The organism is Caulobacter sp. 602-2 (genome assembly GCF_011043625.1).
In the GTDB taxonomy this organism is placed as follows: Bacteria; Pseudomonadota; Alphaproteobacteria; order Caulobacterales; family Caulobacteraceae; genus Caulobacter.
On sequence record NZ_JAAKGT010000002.1, the window covers coordinates 289,710 to 308,515 of the forward strand.

17 protein-coding genes and 1 pseudogene are annotated in these 18,806 nt (G+C 68.6%); 8 read left to right on the forward strand and 10 right to left on the reverse strand.

The window, feature by feature from the left end; translation table 11 throughout:
- Positions 1–76 precede the first annotated feature (76 nt).
- Genes puuE through G5B46_RS05885 form a run of 4 tightly spaced genes read left to right on the forward strand, consistent with a single transcriptional unit; the run spans position 77 to position 3,389 of the window.
- On the forward strand, positions 77–988 hold the full coding sequence (puuE, locus tag G5B46_RS05870; protein WP_165256960.1) for an allantoinase PuuE: 912 nt from the start codon (positions 77–79) through the stop codon (positions 986–988).
- Complete coding sequence (uraD, locus tag G5B46_RS05875) at positions 985–1,506, forward strand: 2-oxo-4-hydroxy-4-carboxy-5-ureidoimidazoline decarboxylase (RefSeq protein ID WP_165256961.1); 522 nt, start codon at positions 985–987, stop codon at positions 1,504–1,506. The genes puuE and uraD overlap by 4 nt, the downstream gene beginning before the upstream one ends.
- Entirely contained in the window at positions 1,507–2,706 is a 1,200-nt protein-coding gene (locus tag G5B46_RS05880; protein ID WP_165256962.1) for a urate hydroxylase PuuD, read from the forward strand. It abuts the gene before it with no gap.
- Between the two features lie 20 nt (positions 2,707–2,726).
- Positions 2,727–3,389: a TetR family transcriptional regulator gene (locus tag G5B46_RS05885; protein WP_240903354.1), complete on the forward strand. Its 663-nt coding sequence runs from the start codon at positions 2,727–2,729 to the stop codon at positions 3,387–3,389.
- 178 nt (positions 3,390–3,567) lie between these two features.
- On the opposite strand, the gene G5B46_RS05890 is transcribed toward G5B46_RS05885, so the two are convergent.
- The 4 genes from G5B46_RS05890 to G5B46_RS05905 all read right to left on the reverse strand — a co-directional run bounded on the left by G5B46_RS05890 (position 3,568) and on the right by G5B46_RS05905 (position 10,080).
- A complete protein-coding gene (locus tag G5B46_RS05890) occupies positions 3,568–4,899 on the reverse strand; it encodes an amidohydrolase (RefSeq protein ID WP_165256964.1) in 1,332 nt (443 codons plus the stop codon).
- A 200-nt stretch (positions 4,900–5,099) separates the two neighbouring features.
- On the reverse strand, positions 5,100–7,304 hold the full coding sequence (locus tag G5B46_RS05895; protein WP_165256966.1) for a TonB-dependent receptor: 2,205 nt from the start codon (positions 7,302–7,304) through the stop codon (positions 5,100–5,102).
- Positions 7,305–7,512: 208 nt separating this feature from the next.
- On the reverse strand, positions 7,513–7,806 hold the full coding sequence (locus G5B46_RS05900; protein ID WP_165256967.1) for a GIY-YIG nuclease family protein: 294 nt from the start codon (positions 7,804–7,806) through the stop codon (positions 7,513–7,515).
- A gap of 132 nt (positions 7,807–7,938) precedes the next feature.
- Positions 7,939–10,080: an alpha-glucuronidase family glycosyl hydrolase gene (locus tag G5B46_RS05905; protein ID WP_165256969.1), complete on the reverse strand. Its 2,142-nt coding sequence runs from the start codon at positions 10,078–10,080 to the stop codon at positions 7,939–7,941.
- Positions 10,081–10,301: 221 nt separating this feature from the next.
- Between G5B46_RS05905 and manD the strand changes: the two genes are divergently transcribed.
- Both manD and G5B46_RS05915 read left to right on the forward strand, forming a co-directional pair.
- Complete coding sequence (gene manD, locus G5B46_RS05910) at positions 10,302–11,513, forward strand: D-mannonate dehydratase ManD (protein ID WP_165256970.1); 1,212 nt, start codon at positions 10,302–10,304, stop codon at positions 11,511–11,513.
- A 102-nt stretch (positions 11,514–11,615) separates the two neighbouring features.
- Positions 11,616–12,368, forward strand: coding sequence for a FadR/GntR family transcriptional regulator (locus G5B46_RS05915; protein ID WP_165256972.1), 753 nt, complete (start codon positions 11,616–11,618; stop codon positions 12,366–12,368).
- A gap of 58 nt (positions 12,369–12,426) precedes the next feature.
- Here G5B46_RS05915 and G5B46_RS05920 read toward each other — a convergent pair whose 3' ends face one another.
- Positions 12,427–13,734, reverse strand: a complete 1,308-nt coding sequence (locus G5B46_RS05920) for a hypothetical protein (RefSeq protein WP_165256973.1) — start codon at positions 13,732–13,734, stop codon at positions 12,427–12,429.
- Positions 13,735–13,775: 41 nt separating this feature from the next.
- Entirely contained in the window at positions 13,776–14,558 is a 783-nt protein-coding gene (locus tag G5B46_RS05925) for a glycosyl hydrolase family 18 protein (RefSeq protein WP_165256975.1), read from the reverse strand.
- A gap of 148 nt (positions 14,559–14,706) precedes the next feature.
- On the opposite strand from G5B46_RS05925, the gene G5B46_RS05930 reads away from it, so the two are divergent.
- Both G5B46_RS05930 and G5B46_RS05935 read left to right on the forward strand, forming a co-directional pair.
- Positions 14,707–15,300, forward strand: a complete 594-nt coding sequence (locus G5B46_RS05930; RefSeq protein ID WP_165256976.1) for a TetR/AcrR family transcriptional regulator — start codon at positions 14,707–14,709, stop codon at positions 15,298–15,300.
- Positions 15,301–15,338: 38 nt separating this feature from the next.
- Positions 15,339–16,316, forward strand: a complete 978-nt coding sequence (locus G5B46_RS05935) for a zinc-binding dehydrogenase (protein WP_165256978.1) — start codon at positions 15,339–15,341, stop codon at positions 16,314–16,316.
- An 8-nt stretch (positions 16,317–16,324) separates the two neighbouring features.
- Here the strand turns inward: G5B46_RS05935 and G5B46_RS05940 are convergent.
- The 4 genes and pseudogenes from G5B46_RS05940 to G5B46_RS05955 all read right to left on the reverse strand — a co-directional run.
- Positions 16,325–16,435, reverse strand: a pseudogene (locus G5B46_RS05940) (hypothetical protein); the annotation flags it as partial.
- Positions 16,436–16,451: 16 nt separating this feature from the next.
- Complete coding sequence (locus tag G5B46_RS05945) at positions 16,452–17,033, reverse strand: SCO family protein (RefSeq protein WP_346764876.1); 582 nt, start codon at positions 17,031–17,033, stop codon at positions 16,452–16,454.
- 2 nt (positions 17,034–17,035) lie between these two features.
- Positions 17,036–17,473 (reverse strand): copper chaperone PCu(A)C, encoded by a 438-nt coding sequence (locus G5B46_RS05950; RefSeq protein ID WP_165256980.1) that lies wholly within the window; start codon positions 17,471–17,473, stop codon positions 17,036–17,038.
- 2 nt (positions 17,474–17,475) lie between these two features.
- Complete coding sequence (locus G5B46_RS05955; protein WP_165256982.1) at positions 17,476–18,804, reverse strand: PepSY domain-containing protein; 1,329 nt, start codon at positions 18,802–18,804, stop codon at positions 17,476–17,478.
- Between the last annotated feature and the right edge of the window lie 2 nt (positions 18,805–18,806).

The following is an 18,806-nucleotide window of genomic DNA, read 5'->3' on the forward strand; positions in this document are numbered from 1 at the left end:
TCTCGTTCGGCGCCCGCGCCAAGATGCTCCCCCCTTGGGGGAGCTGTCGCGGAGCGACTGAGGGGGCCTGCGGCGCATGACCTATCCCCGCGACCTCATCGGCTATGGCGAACACCCGCCGCACGCCGCCTGGCCGGGCGGCGCGCGCGTGGCCGTGCAGTTCGTGCTGAACTACGAGGAAGGCGCCGAGCGCAGCGTGCTGCATGGCGACAAGGTCAGCGAATACTTCCTGTCGGAGATGGTCGGCGCCCAGCCCATCGAGGGCATGCGGCACATGTCGATGGAGAGCCTCTACGAATACGGCTCGCGCGCCGGCTTCTGGCGCATCCGGCGCCTGTTCGAGGAATTCGACCTGCCGCTGACCGTCTACGGCGTCGCCCAGGCCATGGAGCGGGCGCCTGACGTGGTCGAGGCGATGATGAAGTCGGGCTGGGAGATCGCCAGCCACGGCTATCGCTGGATCGACTATCAGCACTTCCCCGAAGACCTCGAACGCGAGCACATCGAGAAGGCCATCGAGGTGCACAAGCGCCTGACCGGCGAGCGCCCGCTGGGCTGGTACCAGGGCCGCACCAGCCCCAACACCGCCCGCCTGGTCGCGGAGGAAGGCGGCTTCGTCTACGACGCCGACAGCTACAGCGACGACCTGCCCTACTGGGACGACCAGCACGGCCGGCCCCAGCTGATCGTGCCCTACACGCTCGACACCAACGACATGCGCTTCGCCGCCCCCCAGGGCTTCAACAGCGGCGACCAGTTCTTCGCCTATCTGCGCGACGCCTTCGACGCCCTGTATCTGGAGGGCGAGACCGCGCCGAAGATGATGAGCATCGGCCTGCACTGCCGCATCGTCGGCAAGCCGGCCCGGATCATGGCCCTGCGCCGGTTCCTCGAACACGTGACCCGCCACGACAAGGTGTGGGTGGCCAAGCGGATCGACATCGCCCGCCACTGGATCGCGACCCATCCGTATGGAGCCCAGGCATGAGCGCGCCGCCCCTCACCCTGGCCCGGCTCAACAGCATGAACCAGACGGGTTTCGTCACCGCCCTGGGCTTCGCCTTCGAACTGTCGCCCTGGGTCGTCGAACGCGCCTGGGACGCCCGCCCCTATCCCAGCATCGAGGCCATGCACGGCGCGATGATGGACGTGCTGAACGCGGCCTCGACCGACGACAAGCTGGCCCTGATCCGCGCCCACCCCGAACTTGCGGGCAAGGCGGCGATCGCCAAGCAGCTTACCGCCGAGAGCACGGCCGAGCAGGCCGGCGCGGGCCTCGACCGGCTGACGCCGGAAGAGTTCGCCCGCTTCCACGACCTCAACGCCGCCTATGCGAAGACCTTCGGCTTTCCGTTCATCATCTGCGTGCGGCTGAACGACAAGAGCTCGATCCTGCGGGCCATGCAGGCGCGCCTGTCCAACGACCGCGAGGCCGAGATCGCCGAGGCGATCGCCCAGATCGGCCTGATCTCCAAGCTTCGCATCCAAGACGCCGTGACCGCCTAGATGGACTATGATCTCGCCGCCTGGCTGAACCTGGCGCTCCGCTGGCTGCACGTGATCGCGGGCGTCGCCTGGATCGGCGCCTCGTTCTACTTCGTCTGGCTCGACAACAACCTGCGCGCCCCCGAGTCCTTGGATGGAAGGCCGCCCAAGGACGGGGTGAAGGGCGAGCTGTGGGCCGTGCACGGCGGCGGCTTCTACCACTCGCAGAAGTACATGACCGCCCCGGCGCACATGCCCAGCCACCTGCACTGGTTCAAGTGGGAGGCCTACACCACCTGGCTGTCGGGCTTCGCCTTGCTGTTCGTGCTCTACTACTGGGGCGCGCCGGTCTACCTGATCGACCCGGCCAAGCACGCCTTCAGCCACTGGCAAGCGGTGGGCGTGGGCCTGGCCTTCATCTTCGGCGGCCTCGCCGTCTACGAAGCCCTGTGCCGCTCGCCGCTGGTGGAGCGCCCCCGCCTGTTCGGGATCGTCTGGTTCTGCGCGCTGATCGGCGCGGCCTGGACGCTGCAGCACCTGTTCACCGACCGCGGGGCCTTCATCCATGTCGGCGCCATCATCGGCACGGCCATGGCCGCCAACGTCTTCCTGACGATCATTCCCAATCAGCGGAAGATCGTCGCCGACATGCTGGCGGGCCGGCCCGTCGACCCGCGCCTGGGCGCGGCGGGCAAGCAGCGCTCGGTGCACAACAACTACATGACCCTGCCGATCCTGTTCATCATGATCAGCAACCACTATCCGGCGATCACCGGCCATCCGCTGGCCTGGCTGCTGCTGGCGCTGGTGGGCATGGCCGGGATCTCGATCCGCCACTTCTTCAACCTGCGCCACCACGGGATCATCCGGCACGACTTCCTGTTCTATGGGGCCATGCTGATGTTCGCCGTCAGCGTCATCGCCAGCCAGAAGCCCAAGGCGCCCGCCGTGCTCGGCCCCGTCAGCTTCTTCGAGGCCCAGGCCATCGTGGAGAAGCACTGTGTGACCTGCCATGCCGCCAAGCCCACCCACCGCGGCTTCGGCGCCCCGCCCAACGGCGTCACCTTCGACAGCCCCGAGCACATCGCCCGCTACGCGCCCAAGATCAAGGAACGCGCGGTGATCAGCACCAGCATGCCGCTTGGCAACGAGACCCATATGACCGATGAGGAGCGCGCCAAGCTTGGCGCCTGGATCGAATCCGGGGCCAAACTGCCCTGAGCACCCTGGAGGCCGCCCCCTTGTCCGAAGCCGATCACGAGGTCGCTCCCGACGCCCCGGCGCCGCGCAAGCGCAACGCCGAGCGGACGCGCAAGGCGATCATGTCGGCGGCGCTGAAGGAGTTCTCGCAGGCCGGCTTCGCGGGCGCGCGCATCGAGCGGATCGTCAAGGCCGCCAAGTGCAACATCCGCATGCTCTATCACTACTTCGGCGACAAGAAGGGCCTCTACGTCGCCGTGCTGGAGGCCGCCTACGAGGACCTGCGCAACCGCGAGGCCGAGCTGAAGATCGACTTCGACAAGCCGCTCGAGGGGTTCCTGGAGCTGCAGCGCTTCACCTTCGAGTATTTCGAGAAGAACCCCCGCTTCGAGGGCCTGCTGCGCAACGAGAACCTGATGCAGGGCAAGTTCGTCGCGCAGAGCCGAAAGGTCACCGAAACGGCCTTCCCCCTGCGCCGCACCATCGAGCGGCTGATCGAGAGCGGCCAGGAACAGGGCCTGTTCCGCGACAACCTCGACCCGATCCAGATCTACGTCACCATCGCGGCCATGAGCCGCTTCCACCTGGCCAACGGCTGGTCGCTGTCGGTCACGCTCGACACCGACATGAGCACCGCCGAATGGCGCCGGGCCAGGCTCCAGCACGCCCTGGACGTGCTGGAGGGGTACCTGACGGCGGCGTAGCGCCTCCTTCTCCCCTTGCGGGAAAAGGTGTCGGCGAAAGCCGACGGATGAGGGGTTGCACCCACGCAAACGCCGCGACAGCTGATCGGCCGTCGCGGCGTCTTGCTTTTGAGAGACCCCTCACCCGACCTCCTTCGGAGGCCACCCTCTCCCGCAAGGGGAGAGGGATCTTTGAGATCTACTTCGCCATCACGTTCATCACCGCCAGCGTCATCGCCTCCACGCCCGTGCGGATCGACGGCTCGGGGACCGGGGCGAAGAAGGGCGAGTGGTTGACGGGCAGAGGCTTGCCGGCCGCCTTCGCGTCCGCCATCGCCTTGGGGTCGAAGCCGCCGATCGAGAAGTAGACCGACGGCACGCCGGCGATGATGAACTCCGAATAGTCCTCGCTGGCCGAGCCGGGCGAGGGCACGGCCACCGCGTCCTTGCCGAAGGCGGCCTTGAAGACGGCGGCGGTCTTCTCGGTCAGGGCCGCGTCGTTGACCACCGCCTTGCCGCCCGGAACGATCTCCAGGTCGGGCGCCGGCGCCCCCGACATCTCGGCGACGGCCTTGGCGGTCCGGGTCACCCCGGCCAGGATCTTGTCGCGCACGCCGTCATCCTGGGTGCGGATCGTGCCGCGCACCTTGGCCTTGTCGGGGATGATGTTGCCCGCGCTGCCGGCCTGGATCGAGCCGACGGTGACGACGCCGAACGCCGCCGGATCCTTCTCGCGGCTGATCACGCTCTGCACGTCGACGGTGAAGCGGGCGGCCATCATCACCGGGTCGATCGAGGCGGCCGGCATCGAACCGTGCGCGCCGCGGCCGTTGAAGGTCAGCTCCAGGGCGTCGGAGGTCGAGGTCAGGACGCCGGCCTTGTAGTAGACCTGCCCCGCCGCGCCCGGACCAACGTGAAGGGCGAAGCCGTAGTCGGGCTTGCCGAACTTCTGGAAGAAGCCGTCGTTGATCATCGCCTTGGCGCCGCTGACCGTCTCTTCCGACGGCTGGGCGACGAAGACCAGCGTGCCCTTCCACTTGGCCTTCTGCGCCACGAGCTGGCGGGCCGCGCCGATCCAGGCGGCCATGTGCACGTCGTGGCCGCAGGAATGGGCGACGAACACTTCGGCGCCGTTCCAGGTGGTCTTGGCGCGGCTGGCGTAGGGCAGGCCCGTCTTTTCCTCCATCGGCAGGGCGTCGAGCTCGGTGCGCACCAGCACGGAGGGCCCTTCGCCGTTCTTCAGCACCGCCACCACGCCGGTCTTGCCGACGCCTTCGGTGACCGAAAAGCCCAGCGCGCGCATCTGCTCGGCCAGCTTCCTGGCGGTCTCGACCTCCTGGAAGCCGACCTCGGGATGGGCGTGCAGGTCCTTGTAGAGCGCGTCGAGCTGGGGGTAGTCGCGGTCGAGCTGGGCCTTGATCGCGGCCTTGGTCGCCGGAACGTTCAGCGGCGCGGCGCCAACCACTGAAGGAATGGCGGGCGCGGCCAGCAGGGCCACGGCGGCGGCGAGGGTGAAGGTCTTGGAGGTCATGCGGCTCGCGCGGCGGACCGCGCCCTTCTGGTTTTACGCTGAAAACTCTCGTCATCCCGGCCCCCCGGGTCGCGCGAAGCGCGCCCGAGGACAGGCTCCGCGAAGCGGAGAGCCGGGACCCAGGGGCGACCGCAGTGCGCCGGCCCCTGGGTCCCGGATAGCCTCTACGAGGCTTCCGGGATGACGACCGTGAGGATCGATCAGAACTTCCTACGGGCGTTCACCCCGACGGTGCGCGGGGTCAATCCATAAAGCAGGTCCTGGTACCCAACGTTGCTGTTCTTGTTCATGATCCCCTCGGCGTCGGTGAGGTTGGTCACGAAGGCGTAGACGCCCCAGTCCTCGCCCTCGACCCCGGCCCGCAGGTTCACGGTCGAGAAGCTGCCGAACTTGTCGAAATAGACGTAGGTCGGCCGGAAGGTGGAGACCATCTCGCCGGTATAGGCGTAGTCGGCGCGCACCAGGCCGTTGAGGCCCGCCACCGGCAGCGGCCAGACGTACTGGGCCGAGGCCGAGGCCGTCCCGTCGGGCACGTTGGCGATGCGGTCGCCCTTCTTGCCGGTCGAGCCGTCGACCAGGATGTTGGCGTTGGCCTGGTCCTCGGTCAGCTCGGCCTTGGTGTAGCCGATCGAGCCGTTGAGCGAGAGGCCGTGGATCGGGCGGGCCGAAACCTCCAGCTCCAGGCCCTCGATCCGCGCCGCGCCGGCGTTGGTGATGAAGGAATAGAGGCCGTCGGCGGTGATGGCGCTGGTCTGGCGGTCCTTCCAGTCGATGCGGTAGGCCGCCGCGTTGGCCGTCAGCTTGCCGCCCAGCCAGGTGGTCTTCACGCCGGCCTCGTAGTTCCACAGGCTGTCGGGATTGTAGACCACCAGGGCGCCGTTCAGGCCCGGCACGTTGTTGGCCCCGCCCGGCCGGAAGCCTTCCGCCGCCGTGGCGTAGACCATGACGTCGGAGGTGACCTTGTAGCTGGCGTTGAACTTGTAGACCCAGCCCGAGGCTTCGGCGGTCTGTTCGGAATAGGCGGCCGGCGCGGCGCCGGTCAGCGCGTTCCTCTGGGTGCCGGCGCTGCCGGTGGTCTTGGTGTAGTCGTAGTGGCGCGCGCCCACCGTCAGCGACAGCCCCTCGATCTGCGGCGGCGTCCAGGTCGCCTCGCCGAACTGGGCCGTCTGCTTGACGCCGGTGTTGACGTAGCGCCCCTGCAGGTACTGCATCGGGCTGTAGGGCTGGCCCGTGGTCAGGCTGGTCAGAACCGTGTTGCTGTCGATGTGGTCCTTGCGCAGCTCCATGTAGCCGCCGACCGTCCACTGCAGCTGGCCCTCGCCCTTCGACGACAGCCGCAGCTCGTGGTTCCAGGCGCCCAGATAGGCCGGCTGGTAGCCGATCACGCCGTAGGCGCTGCCGATGTAGGGCTTGTACTGCGGGGTGAAGTCGATCGTCCGCAGCATGTCGTACTTGTAGTAGGCGCTGGACGCAGTGACCTCGCCGACCGGGCTCGACCATTTGCCGGTGACGCTGGTCATGTCCATCTCGGTGTCGAGCGGCAGCTTCACGGCGCTGTCGGTGTTGTAGCCGCCCAGGCGGTCGTACCAGCCCTCCAGGTCGTCGGCCGACGAGTTCTGGTGAACCTTGGTGACGACCAGCGAGATGTCGTCGGTGGGCGTGAAGCCCAGCATGGCGCGATAGCCGTCGGCGTGGCTGTCGTTGACGTTCTTGGCGCCCGTGCGGACGTTGTCGACGAAGCCCGGACGGTCCTCGGTGTAGGCCACGATGCGGGCGGCCAGCTTGCCCTCGATCAGCGGGATGTTGCCCATGGCCTTCAGGTACGAGCCGCGCGAGCCGCCCTTGGTGGCGCTGGCCTGGCCCTCGATCGAAGCGCCGAACTGGCTGCTATCGGGCTTGGCGTAGATCACGCGGATGGTGCCGCCCATCGAGCCGCCGCCGTACAGCGTGCCCTGCGGGCCGCGCAGCACCTCCACCCGCTCGACATCGAACAGGTTGAGGTCGGCGGCGTTGTTGGCCGGGTCCTGGGTGGTGCCCGAGGGGCCGGTGACCGAGGTTTCGTCGTAATAGAGGCCCGTCGTCGCCTCGCCCGAGCCCTGCACGCCGCGGATGGTCACGCGGCTCTGGCCAAGCTGGCCCTGGGTCAGGTTCACGCCCGGCACCGAGCGGAAATAGTCCTGCAGGCCGGTGGCGCCGATCTTCTGCAGGCTGTCGCCGGTCACCGCGCTGATGCTCATCGGCGTGGTCTGGAGGGTGGTCGAGCGCTTGAGCGCGGTGACCACGATCTCCTCGACGGTCTCGTCGGCCGCGGGCTTGGCGGCAGGCGTCTGGGCGGCCGCCCCCAGCGGCGCGGCCAGGGCGGCGAGGGCCGCGGTGGAAAGCAGGATCCTGAGATCGGTACGCATAACATTCCCCAGTGCATGCATGAGAGCGCCCGCTCTGAAGGCGGGTCGGTTCCCAGGCTGGGGTGCACGGCGAAAATATGTCAACGCTTTTGTATCGATATTATTTGAATCGATATCGGCGCCTACCGGACAGGCACCCTCCTACCTCCGTCATCCCGGCCGTAGCGAAGCGGAGAGCCGGGACCCAGGGGCCACGCGCACCACCAGTTCAGCAGTTCAGCGTTTCATACAGATCAAGCCAAAGCGGGTTCATCCGCTCGATCAGCTCCAGCTTCCACGCCCGCCGCCAGCGCTTGATCAGCTTTTCGCGCTGGATCGCAGCCCCGATCTCTTCGTGAACCTCGTACCAGACCAATTTCGTCACGCCGTACTTGCGGGTGAAGCCGGGCATCAGCTTCTCGCGATGCTCCCAGACACGGCGCGACAGGTCGTTGGTGACACCAACATAGAGCGTTCCGTTCCTCGCGCTCGCCAGAATGTAGACGTAGGAAACGCGCTCCATTTCGCCCCCGAGACGAGAACAAAATAGAAACACAAGAAAGCCGCCGGCGCAATACCGGCGGCCCCTGGGTCCCGGCTCTCCGCTTCGCTGCGGCCGGGATGACGACGATGGGAGGTGAACCGCACGCCCCCTTCAGATCCCCGGTGCGTAAGGGAAGGCCATCGCCTCGTAGGCCTCCAGGCTCAGCGGCGGGGGAGCCTCGCCCTTGGGCAGGGGCAGGCCGTTGATCGACTGGAAATAGGCGACGGACGCATCGCGCCACCACTGGGCCTCGCGACGCTGGATGGCGAGGTAGGTCGCCACCTCGCCATGGCGCTCGGGGTCGACGTAGGGCGAAAGATCCGCCCAGGTCGCCTGCATGCCGTCCACCGCCCTCACCCCGCGCGAATAGCGCGTCACCAGCTCGTCCCACAGAGGGCGACCGGACTTCGTGCGGTAGGTCCACGGCAGGTGGTGGAACCACAGCAGGTCCTTCTCGTCGACCTTCGAGAGGTCCGAGAAGGCGGCCGCCACCGGCGGCGCGTACTGCGCTGCTGCGTTGCTGCCGCCGGCCGTGCGGTCGAAGCCGATCCCGGCCTTGTCGGCCTTGTGGTAGTAGACGCTGGTCCAGTCGGCGCGCTCGCCGCCAGTCACCCACGGCCCCGGCCCATAGTGGTGGCTGCGGCCCATCAGGTGATGCAGGCCCATCGGGGTCATGTAGTCGACCACCGCCTCGCGCGAGCCCATCATCATCGCCACGGCCGGACCGATAAAGCGCCTGTCGGGCGTGAAGGTCATGGCCGCCCAGTCGCGGGCGATGGCTTCCGAAGATGCTTCCGGATCCCAGGCCAGGCGCCCGAAGGCGTACCAGTTGGCCTGGTCGAACTGCGAGCCGCTCCAGTTGCGATCGGTCCCGATATTGGCCACCCCCGCCATCAGGGTGCGCGAATAGCCGTGCAGCTTGCCGTCGACCACCTTGGCCACGGTCGAGCCCTGGCCTGCGGCGAAGGTGTCGGCCTTCAGCACCTCCTCCCACATGGGGCCGAGGTAGGCCAGGTGCGTGGAGAAGCCGAGATATTCCTTGGTGATCTGGAACTCCATGCCGAGGTTGGTCTTCGGCATGGCCCCGAACAGCGGATGGAACGGCTCGCGCGGCTGGAAGTCGATCGCTCCGTTCTTGACCTGGACGATGACGTTTTCGGCGAACTGTCCGTCGAACGGCTTGAACTCCGAATAGCCCTGCTTGGCGCGATCGTCGGGCTGCTCGTGCGAGTAGACGAAGGCCCGCCACATCACGATGCCGCCGTGCGGACCCACCGCCTGCGCCAGCATGTTGGCCCCGTCGGCGTGGGTGCGGCCATAGTCCTGCGGACCCGGCTGGCCCTCAGAATTGGCCTTCACCAGAAAGCCGCCGAAATCGGGAATGGCCTTGTAGATCTCGTCGGCCTTGGCCTTCCAGAAGGCCTGCACGGCCGGGTCCAGCGGGTCGGCGGTCTTCAGCCCCCCGATCTCGATCGGCGAAGAGAACCTCGCCGACAGATAGACCTTGATCCCGTAGGGGCGGAACGTGTCGGCCAGGGCGGCGGCCTTGGCGATATAGGGCGCGGTCAGGCTGTCGGACTTGGCGTTGACGTTGTTGAGCACCGCCCCGTTGATCCCGATCGAGGCGTTGGCACGGGCGTAGTCGACATAGCGCGGGTCCTTCACGTCGGGCAGCCGCCACCAGTCCCAGATCGACTGGCCCGCATAGCCGCGCTCGACGCTGCGATCCAGGTTGTCCCAGTGGTTCAGCAGCCGGTAGCGGACCTTGGGGGCGTCGGCGAGATCCAGCCGGCCGACGGCTTGGCGGGTCTGGATCAGCGCCAGGTAGCGATAGACGCCGTGCAGCACCCCGACGTCGGTGTTGGCGGCGATCACCGTGAGCGGCCGCCCGCCTTCGGTCATGGTCCGGATGCGGTAGCCCTCGTCCCCGACGGCGTCGAGCGACAGCTTCAGCGACGCGATCCGGGCCGACGACTTCGGCGTGCCCAGCAGGATCTCCCCGCCCCCGTCGCGGCGCTCGCCCAGCAGGCCCGCCAGGCCGCGTTCGAGCTCTGCGCGGGCGACCTTCAGGGTCGGCGTATCGGCGACGGACGCCACCGATCCCGCGGCGGCCCGATAGGCGGCCGCCTCGCCGGCCGCCACCGGCCGGTAGCGGAGCCACAGGTCATGGCCGTCCTCGGCCCGCGCGGCCAACGGCGCCAGCAGAAGGCCGGCGGCCAGGCAGAGCCCTCGAAGCAGGTGGCTGGGTCGCATCGCATCTCCCCGTCGTCATACGCGGCGGCCGTCTGGCGCGGCCTGGAACTGTCGCCGGACATCCGGCGAGGTGGTCGAGTCTCCGGCACATTATTGGTCTGACCAATGGATTGACAACCTCCCCGCCGCGTTTAAACGAAAGGGGGCCAGATCGCTCGCGGGCCCAGCGTCCGCCAAGACCTCGTCGCCGGCCAAACCGGCGCCGCCGCAGAAAGACGCCGATGCTCAAGATCACCGCCGCCAGGGTCATCGTCACCTGTCCGGGCCGCAACTTCGTCACCCTGAAGATCGAGACCAGCGACGGCGTGTACGGGATCGGCGACGCCACCCTGAACGGACGTGAACTGGCGGTGGCCAGCTACCTCAACGACCACGTCATCCCCTGCCTGATCGGCCGCGACGCCCACCAGATCGAGGACATCTGGCAGTACCTCTACAAGGGCGCCTACTGGCGGCGCGGTCCGGTGACCATGTCGGCCATCGCCGCCGTCGACATGGCCCTGTGGGACATCAAGGCCAAGGTGGCGAACCTGCCGCTCTACCAGCTGCTGGGCGGCGCCTGCCGCACCGGCGTGATGGTCTATGGCCACGCCAACGGCGCGACCATCGAGGAGACCCTCGACAACGCCGCCGTCTATGCCGAGCAGGGCTACAAGGCCATCCGCCTGCAGTCGGGCGTGCCTGGGCTGAAGACCGTCTACGGCGTCTCCAAGGACCGCTTCTTCTACGAGCCGGCCGACGCGGCCCTGCCCAGCGAGAGCCTGTGGTCGACGGAAAAGTACCTGCGCAGCGTGCCGCCGCTGTTCGAGACCGCCCGCGAGAAACTGGGCTGGGACGTCCACCTGCTGCACGACGTGCACCATCGCCTGACGCCCATCGAGGCCGGGCGCCTGGGCAAGGACCTGGAGCCCTACCGCCCGTTCTGGATGGAGGACGCCACTCCGGCCGAGAACCAGGCCAATTTCCGCCTGATCCGCCAGCACACCACCACGCCCCTGGCCGTGGGCGAGGTTTTCAACTCGATCTGGGACTGCAAGCAGCTGATCGAGGAACAGCTGATCGACTACATCCGCGCCACCGTCGTGCACGCCGGCGGGATCACCCACCTGCGCCGGGTGGCCGCCTTCGCCGACATGCACGGCGTGCGCACCGGCTGCCACGGGGCCACCGACCTGTCGCCCGTCTGCATGGCCGCGGCCCTGCACTTCGACCTGTCGATCCCCAACTTCGGCATCCAGGAATACATGCGCCACACCGCCGAGACCGACGCGGTGTTCCCTCACGCCTACAGCTTCGAGGACGGCATGCTGCATCCGGGCGAGGCGCCGGGCCTGGGCGTCGACATCGACGAAGACCTGGCGGCGAAATACCCCTACAGCCGCGCCTACCTGCCCGTGGCCCGCCGCGAGGACGGGTCGATGCACGACTGGTGAGATCGCCGCCGCGATCTTGTCAGACCAAATAGCCGGGGCGTCCGACAAGGGTTATGGTATCGAGGAGGGACCATCGGTTCCGAGCGTCGATTCCAGGAAGCCATGTCGGACAACGTCAAGCTCTACCGCAAGATCGCGGACACCGTCGCCGACGCCATCGAGGCGGGCCAGTACAAGCTGGGCGACCGCCTGCCGACCGAGCGCGAGCTGGCCGAGCAGTTCGGCGTCTCGCGCCCCACCCTGCGCGAGGCGATGATCGCCCTGGAAATGCTGGGCATGATCGAGGCCCGCCATGGCCTGGGCATCTATGTCACCGGCGATGTCCGCCCCGTCGCCCCGCAACCGGCCGAACGCGAGACCGAGATCGGCGCCTTCGAGCTGATCGAGGCCCGCCGCCTGTTCGAGGGCGAGGCCGCGGCCCTGGCCGCCACCTCGATCAGCGAGGAACAGATCGCCCAGCTGGAAAGCCTGCTCGAGCGCATGCACGAGGAGGAGGAGATCCGGGGCGAGGACGCCGACCGCGAGTTCCACCTCGTCATCGCCGCGGCCACCGGCAACGGCGCGATCATCGCCACGATCGAGAACCTGTGGGACTGGCGCAACCGCTCGCCCCTGGCCCGCAACATCCTGACCCGCGCCCGCGGCATGGGCCTGGAGCCCCGCATCGCCGAGCACCGCCGCGTGGTCGACGCCCTGAAGGCCCGCGATCCGGCCGCCGCCCGCCAGGCCATGCGCGACCACCTGGAACGCGTCATCGAGCACCTGCTGCACGCCACCGAGACCGAAGCCGTCGAGCGCGCCCAGCAGGAAACCAACGCCCGCCGCGACGCCATCGCCAAGCGCGTGGCGATCTAGAACGCAAAACGCCCCGGCGACGAACGCCGGGGCGCGGTTGCGGGTGGAAGCCGCGACCTTAGGTCGGCGTGCGGACGGCCATGCCGCGGAGCCAGAAGTAGGTCGTGCCGGTGCTGGCGACCTGCAGGCTGAAGGTGTTGGCGCCGGCCTTCACCAGCTGCGGCGGCACCACGAAGTAGTTGGCCTGGTAGCCGAAGCCGCCGCCGGGCACGACGTAGTTGGCGATGATCTGCGTGCCGTTGACGCTGAGGCTGACCGGGGCGTTGCCGTCCTGGTTGCCGTTGCGCGACACCAGGCCGTCGAACTCGAACATCAGCGCCGCCGAGGCCGAAGCGGCCTGATAGGTCACCGACACCACGCCGTTCTGGGCGATCTTCACGTGGTCGCCGGCGAAGCTGCCGTCGTTCTGCGAGACCGTCAGCTGATTGGTCTTCGGCGGCGAGACCGAGAAGTCGGCCGTGGCCACGGGGGTGTAGAACTGGCCCTTGGAGACGGCGAAGTCATAGAGCCAGAAGAAGGTCGTGGCGTCGGGCGACACCGTCATGACGATGGTGTTGGCGCCGGACACGCACAGCTCGGCGGGCACCGCCACCTCGACCCACTGCGGCCCGAAGCCGCCGCCCGGCACGGTGTAGTCGGCCAGGATCGGCTTGCCGTTGAAGATCAGCGAGATCGGCGAGTAGCCGTCCTGATTGCCGTTGCGCGACACCAGGCCGTACAGCGCGACGCTGACCTGCGCGCCCGGACCAAGGTCGGTCAGCGAGAATTGCAGGCCGAAGCTGGCGTTCTGGGCGTACTTGTAGTGATCGCCCGCGAAGGTCCCGCCGTTGGTGGTGATCGACAGGCCCGCGCTCAGCGCCACCGGCGAGACGCGCAGGTTGGCCGTCAGGGCCTTGCCCACATAGGGCCCCGAAACGAAGTCGATCTCCAGGCCGTAGAGCCAGAAGAAGGTCTGGGCGTTGCCGGCCACCTGCAGCTGCAGGGCGTTGGGGCCGGCCTTCAGCAGGGCCGCGGGGATCGGGAAGATCGCGTCCTGCGGCCCGAAGCCGCCGCCCGGCATGGTGAAGCCCGAGACGATCTGGCCGCCGTTGACCTGCAGCGAGATCGGCGAGAAGCCCTCCTGATTGCCGTTGCGCGACACCAGGCCGTTCACCCGCACCGCCAGGGTCTTGGTGAAGGCGTTGGCGTCCAGGTTGAACTGCACGGTGACGGCGTCGTTGTTGCCCAGGCGCTGGTGATCGCCGGCGGGCGAACCGCCGAGGGCCGAGATCGACAGCCCCTGGGTGGTCGGCGGCGAGGTGTTGAAGACGGCGGCGCCGAGCACGAGGCCGATGGCGGCGGTGTCGGTCGAGACGATGGCGTTCATGATGTTTCCTCCTTGATTGAACTCGGGTTTCGAACTCGCACTCAGGACAGGTTTTCGGAGATCTCGGCGCACCACTCGGCGGTCTGGTCCGTGGGCGGGGCGTTGAGGTTCCAGAGCATGATCCCGGCCTTGGAAGCGCCGGGCGGGTTCCAGGCCGCCAGCGGCGCCAGGTCGGCGAAGGCGGTGTCCTGGCCAGGATTGGCGGCGTCGGCGACGCCGATGGCGACCTTCTCGGGCCCGACGAGGCCGGCGTACTGGTCGAACATCGCCGTCTGGCCCTGCACGTCGTTCCAGTAGGCCATGGTGGCCACGAACGAGATCTGGTCCTTGGCGTTCGCCAGGTAGGCGTCGCGCGTCGTCCCCAGATAGACCGGCAGGGTGATCAGCGCCGTCGGCCCCAGCGCCGCCCGCAGCGCCTTGATCACGTCGACGAAGTTTTCGTCGGGGGTGTAGTCGACGTCCTCGTTGTCGAGGTCGACGCCGTCCAGGCCCCAGTCGTCGACGACGATCGCCTTGACGTTGGCCGCGTAGGCCGTCGGGTCGAGATTGCCCCAGCCGCCCGGATGCCCGTCCCAGTTGGGCCTGCCGTTGATGGACATCAGAACCTTGACGCCCCGCGCCTGCAGGGCCTTGGCGCCAGCGCGGATCTCCTGGGCGCTGTGCTTGCTGGTCAGGAAGTCGAGCGTGATGGTGTCGCCCTGGTCGCTCGGCGCGTTCACCGCGAAGGCCAGCGCCACGACGCCCACCGAAGCCGGCGCGGCCTCGGGCGGCGGCCCGCCCTCATTGTAGCCGAGCCAGTAGGCCATGAAGATCTGACTGGTCATTCCAAAGCCCCCGAAAAAACAACCTTGGGGCGATAATGAATTCTCTACACCTGATAGATGTGCGAATCGGCACACGCAACCCAAGGGTGAGAAAAATTCGCAAATGCAGGAACTAGACGACCGGTCTATTATTTCCTAAATGACGATCATGAGCACCCGCAAGAAGTCCGAGATCACCCGCGAACACATCCTGGCCACCGGCCGCGACCTGGTGCTGCGCCAAGGGTTCGGGGGCATGGGCCTGAAGGAGCTGCTCGACGCCAGCGGCGTGCCCAAGGGCTCGTTCTATTACTACTTCGCCTCCAAGGAGGCGTTCGGCTGCGCGCTGCTGGAAGACTATTGCGCCGAGTACGGGGCCAAGCTGGCCGCGCTGTTCGACGCCGACGCCAGCGGCCGCCAGCGGCTGATGGCCTACTGGAACGTCTGGCTCGACGGCGACACGGCCTGCGGCATGGCCGACCGCTGCCTGGTGGTGAAGCTGGGCGCTGAGGTGTCCGACCTGTCGGAAGACATGCGGCTGATCCTCGACACCGGCGTCGAGCGCCTGGTGCGCCGCATCGCCGCCGTCATCGTCGAAGGCCGCGACGACGGCTCCCTGCCCGGCTCGGGCGATCCGGTCGCCACCGCCCGGGCGATGTACGCCCTGTGGCTGGGCGCGGCCATCCTGGCCAAGCTTTCCAAGGACCAGGCGCCCCTGCGCGAGGCGATGGCCACCACCGAGATCCTGCTCGCGGCCGCCTGAGGCCGCTCCCCCCCTTCACGACGACAAGGAGAAAACCCATGCGCAGCGCGATCCACGACGTGTTCGGCGATCCGGCCGAAGTCCTGGCCCTGGCCGACAGCCCGATCCCCGAGCCCGGCCCCGGCAAGGTGCGCGTGCGCACCCTGCTCTCGCCGATCCACAACCACGACCTTTGGACCGTGCGCGGCAACTACGGCTACAAGCCCGCCCTGCCCGCCATCGGCGGCAGCGAGGCCGTCGGGATCGTCGACGCGGTCGGCGAAGGCGTCGACGCCGCCCTGGTTGGCCAGCGCTTCGCGGTGGCCGGCGTGCACGGCAGCTGGGCCGAGTTCTTCATCGCCTCGGCCGCCGGCCTCGTGCCCGTGCCCGACGCCATCCCCGACGAGGCCGCCGCCCAGCTGATCGCCATGCCGTTCAGCGCCATCACGCTGCTCGAGACCCTGAACGTCGAGGCCGGCGACTGGGTCGCCCAGAACACCGCCAACGGCGCGGTCGGCAAGACCCTGGCCATGCTGGCCAAGGCCCGCGGCGTCAACGTCATCAACCTCGTCCGCCGCGACGCGGGCGTGGCCGAACTGGCCGAACTCGGCATCGACAACGCCGTCTCCACCGCCGACGCCGACTGGAAGAAGAAGGTCGCCGAAATCACCGGCGGCGCGCCGATCAAGGCCGCTGTCGACTCCATCGGCGGAACCGCCTCGGGCGACATGGCCGACCTGCTGGGCGAGAACGGCCTGTTGATCTCGTTCGGCTCGATGACTGGCGAGCCGATGCAGATCTCGTCGGGCACGGTGATCTTCAAGCAGCTGACGGTGAAGGGCTTCTGGGGCTCGACCGTCTCGGCCAACATGCCCGCCGACCAGCGCCGCCGCCTGATCGGCGAACTGCTGACCCAGGTCGCGACCGGCAAGCTGAAGCTGCCGACCGACGGCGTCTACGGCCTCGACCAGGTGTCCGACGCCGTGAAGGCCTCGCTGACCCCGGGCAAGACCGGCAAGGTCCTGCTGCGGCCCTGACCCACTCCTATGTCGTCATCCCGGGCGAAGGCGCGTAGCGCCGCAGACCCGGGACCCAGGGGCCGGCGCATCGCGGTCGCCCCTGGGTCCCGGCTCTCCGCTTCGCTGCGGCCGGGATGACGAACGAGTTTGAGCCTATCCCTTCAGCAGCGCCTTCAATTGCGCCAGCCCGCGCTCGGGCGGGCCGCCGTAGCCGATCGGCTCGACGAAGGCGCCCTTGGCGTCGAACAGGTAGACCGCCGACGAGTGGTCGACCGTGTATTCCCCGCCCTCGATCGCCACCTTTCGGTGATAGATGCGGTAGGCCTTGGCCGCCGCGTCGGTCTGCGCCGTCGTGCCGGTCAGGCCCCGGATGCGGTGATCGAAGTTCGACAGATAGAGCTTCAGCTGGGCGGGCGTGTCGCGCTCGGGGTCGACCGAGACGAACACTACGTTCAGCTTGTCGGCGTCGGGACCCAGGTCCTTCAGCCAGCCGGTCATCTCGGTCAGGGTGGTCGGGCAAACTTCCGGACAGAAGGTGAAGCCGAAGAAGATCGCCGTGGGCTTGCCCAGCAGATCCTTCTCGGTGACCGCCTTGCCGTCCTGGTCGACCAGCTGGAACGGCCCGCCGACATTGGCCGTCGAGGCGGCCTTGGCGTGCTCCTCGGCGCGGTCGCAGGCGGCCAGGGGCGCGGTGCAGATCAGCGCCGCAAGGACGAGTTTGGACAGGATACGCACGTCTACTTGCCTCCCACGGCCTTGACCGGCGCGTTGACCGTCACCGCCGGCGCCGACTTGAAACGCAGCGTCAGCGGCACGGTGGCCCCCGCCGCCAGATCGATCTTCGGGCCGATCACCATCAGGTGCTCCGCTCCCGGTTTCAGCGCCACGGCCTGGCCGGCCGGCAGCGCCAGGCCGTCGGTCAGCTTGCGCATGCGCATCACCCCGCCGTCCATCGACATGGTGTGGATCTCGGCCCGGGCGGCGGCCGGGGTCTCGACCGACACCAGGCGGTCGGCGGTCGGGGCCGTCAGGGTCAGGTAGCAGCCGCCGGCCGGCGCGCCCTTCGGTGCGGCCCGGCACCAGGCGCCCTCGACGGTCACCTTGGCGGGCGGGGCCGCCTGGGCCGCGCCGGCCAGAGCGACGACGGCGAGGATGGGGAGATAGAGGGTCTTCATGGTCAGGCTCCAGCCTCGAGGCGCCGCCGGGGGGAAAGGCGGCGCAGGATGAGATCAAGCGACAGGACCGCCGCCAGCGAGGCGCCGACGAGCGGGTAGAGAACGGCCAGGGGCAGGACGAGGGCCAGCAGCCCCCAATAGGCGCGGCGATCGGCCGGCGGGACCGGGGCGGCCAGCCGCCCCTTCGGACGGCGCTTCCACCACATGACCACGGCCGACACGCCCAGCAGCCAGACGGCGAGGCAGCCGGCCAGCATCACCAGCTTGTTGGCGAGGCCGAACTGCTGGCCCTGGTGCACGGCGATGCCCCACTCGATGACCTTGGCCGCCGGACCGAAGTCACGATAGCGCAGGTCGGCGATCACCCGGCCGTCGCCGCCGTCGAGATAGAGGGTGCGGGTGCGCTCGACCCGGTCGGGCATGTAGGCCGCCGTCCAGGTTCCGCCGTGGGTCTTGGGCAGGGTCAGGGTGAAGCCGTCGGTCAGGCCCGCGGCCTTCGCCTTGGCGACGACGGCGTCGACGCCGAGGCTCGTGTGGCCATGGCCCGAAGCGGGCGCGGCATGCGCCTGCAGCGCCCAGGGCACGCCCTCTCCCACCGCCTCGCCGGCATGGTGCGGCTGCGCGACCGGCGGCCGGGGACGGCCCCAGCCGGCCTGGGTCGTCAGCTGGCGGACCTCCTTGCCCCAGAAGGCCGACCACGGCATGCCGGTGACCGCCAGGAACACGATCACCAGTCCCGCGAAGACGCCGGTCACGGCGTGCAGGTCGCGCCAGAACACGCGCCTGGCCGGCGACCCGCGAACGGTGACGACGCCGCCGCCCCGCCCGCGCGGCCACCACAGGAAGACCCCCGTGGCGACCAGCACGATCGCCCAGCCGGCGACGATCTCGACCAGCAGGTTGGCGACGGGCCCGGCGATGTCCAGGCTGTGCAGGCGCTTGACCAGGCCCATGATCCCGCCCGGCGCGCCGACGCCCAGCACCCGGCCGGTATGCGGATCGACATAGGCCGTCCGCGCGCCGTCGTCGGTATCGAGCGCCAGTTGCACGGCGCGGTCGCCGCGCGCGGGCACGACCAGCTGCCGGGCCTTGCCGCCCGCCGCGACCTCGGCCTGCGCGATCCAGGCCGAAGGCGAGGTCGTTCCCGGACCGTCGACCACCACGGCCAGGGGGCGCTGGACCACGGCGGTCAGCTCGTCCTTGAACAGATAGAGCCCGCCGGTCAGCGCCAGCAGCATCAGGACCGGCAGCACCAGCAGGCCGGCGTAGAAATGCCAGCGCCAGAAGGCGCGATAGATCTCGCCGGCCGGGGTTTCGTTTCCCGCCGCCATGG